Origin of the sequence: Bradyrhizobium sp., assembly GCF_036009065.1 — a bacterium.
In the GTDB taxonomy this organism is placed as follows: Bacteria; Pseudomonadota; Alphaproteobacteria; order Rhizobiales; family Xanthobacteraceae; genus Bradyrhizobium.
The window spans coordinates 1-2,024 of record NZ_DASYMN010000458.1 but is presented as its reverse complement, the minus strand read 5'-3'; the positions used below and the strand labels follow the sequence as shown (position 1 = coordinate 2,024).

Sequence of the window (2,024 nt, the reverse complement as noted above, 5' to 3'; positions counted from 1 at the left end):
GTCGTCCAGTCCGTATGGCCCCAAGCGTCGCCGGCGACGACGATCAGTGTGTCAGCGCGTTTCATTTCCTCTCGCAGCCGCGGCTCCCATTCTTCGCCAAGGGCAACGAGTTGATCCCAAAAAACGGCACCTTCGCCAACGCGCGTGTTGATCTCGCCTGTTAGCTTCTCGACTAAATCGTGTGCGCGGTCGGCCAGTGCATGACTAATATAAGAACGCGGCTTCCGTTTCGGCTGGCTAGGAGCCGGCGTTTGCACTTGCTGGTAACGGGCGCGTAGTGCGGCGCGGTCCGGCGCGGAAAGGGGGGGCATCTGGCGGATGTCATCGTCAGTGAGCCGCGCGGTGAGCCGCTCCATCGAACTTAGCAGCCTGTTGAAGTAACCCCGTTTTTCACGAGGCGACTGCCCGCCCCGAGTTCGATTGAGGAAAATTGCTGAAGCGTTGACGCCCCTTGCTGATCGCCGCGAAAGATCGTTCGCAGAAGCTCCCAGGCGATGTGGAGGGCGACATGGAGCCGCCAAAGCGCGCTCTGCACCGCCGCCGCCGCCTGCTTGGCGGTCCCCATCCCGAAGAGATGCCGCATCAGCTGCGAAAGGTTATAAGTTGCGGCCGCGATTTGGTAGCGTTTGTCGAGATTGACCTGGCCGCACAAGGTCGCCCGGCGCATCCCGCCACAGTCCAGCAGATGCGCGAAGCTGCGCTCGATGTGCATGCCGCGCCGCCGCAACAAGTCCTTGCCGTAACGACTCTGCGCCGCCTGCCGCGCCCGGCGCACGACGGCGCGTTGCGGCGGCGCCAGCTGGTCCACCCGCCGCCGGAGCAGCGGATCGCTGAGGACGGTTTTGAGCCCGCACTCCTGCAGCACTTCCAGCTCCGCGACGCAGAAGTAACCTTTGTCCCCGGTGAGCGTGCACGGCGCCGCCGGCACCGGTTTCTCCTGCCCTGCCAGCGCCTCCGCGCGCTGCTTTTCCACCATGGCCACACTCCCCATGACGCGCTCCGCCAGGTCGGTCGTGTCGGCTTGATCGGCCAGGCGCACCTCGGCGCGCACGATCGCGCCGGTGTCCAGATCGACGACGTGCTCGGGCTTATATAACATGTCAATCGCCCCGTCTTTGGCCGGCGCCACTTTCGCGTCCGGGTCGTTCGGATTGACCCATTCCTGGTTGCTCGTTTTGCGGCCGGGCCGCTGCCGGTCAAAGCGCCGCACGGCCGCGGCATCCTCCCCGTCGACTCCAGCCTCCGCGGCCAGCCGCCGCACATAGTCCCAGTACGCCTCGCCCGTGTTGCGATGCTCCAGGGCGCGCAAGCTGGCGTTGGCTTCCATGACCGAAGAGTCCAGGCCGAGGTTCTTGCCCCGGAGGAGCCCGTGGGCGCGCAACCCGGCGAGGATGATCTCGAAAACCGCCTGAAAAACCTCCGGCGCCAGCCGCTGCCGAATGACGGTGAAGCTGGAGTGATGCGGGGTGTCTTCATCGAGATCGCAGCCCAGGAACCGGCGGATCATCAGCGAATCGCCGCAGCGAGAGGCGATGGCCCGTTCGCTGGGCAGGTTCTCCAGAAAGCCGACCATCAGCATTTTGAAATAGACCACGGGGTCGATCGGCGGGCGTCCTTTTGCCCCGCTGCTGTAGACCGGCGCGCAGAGCGCATGCACCTTCGCCGCGAAGCCGAGGATCTCCAGCGTCTCCTGGAGCTTGTCATAGAAACGGCTGGCTTGCCCCCGCGCCAGGTCGTTGCGCGCCACCCAAAATTCCCCTTGTTTGACCTGACGCTGAGAGCGGATCATGCAGGCCGAAAGTTAGCCACGCCCGCGGCCAGAGGGCGATGGCAATCCGCTCCCGCTCCCATTATTTCAACAGGCTGCTAAATGTCTCACGCCCTCCGATGCGCTTAAAATATTCTAGCTCGAAAGTCTTTTCCTTACTTTCGTCACTCAAATCAATGCGGCGTGCATTTCCGGGTTCTTCGTGAAATCGCGTGGTTTTTTTGGGGAAGCAGTAGGGCAGGAGGAGCTTGGGTGG

2 protein-coding genes are annotated in these 2,024 nt (G+C 63.6%); both read right to left on the bottom strand.

Going from position 1 to position 2,024, the window contains the following annotated elements:
* On the bottom strand, positions 1 to 356 hold a 356-nt coding region (locus VGP39_RS27555), incomplete at its 3' end, for a hypothetical protein (protein WP_327571260.1).
* A 5-nt stretch (positions 357 to 361) separates the two neighbouring features.
* Positions 362 to 1,747: a transposase gene (locus VGP39_RS27550; protein WP_327571259.1), complete on the bottom strand. Its 1,386-nt coding sequence runs from the start codon at positions 1,745 to 1,747 to the stop codon at positions 362 to 364.
* Between the last annotated feature and the right edge of the window lie 277 nt (positions 1,748 to 2,024).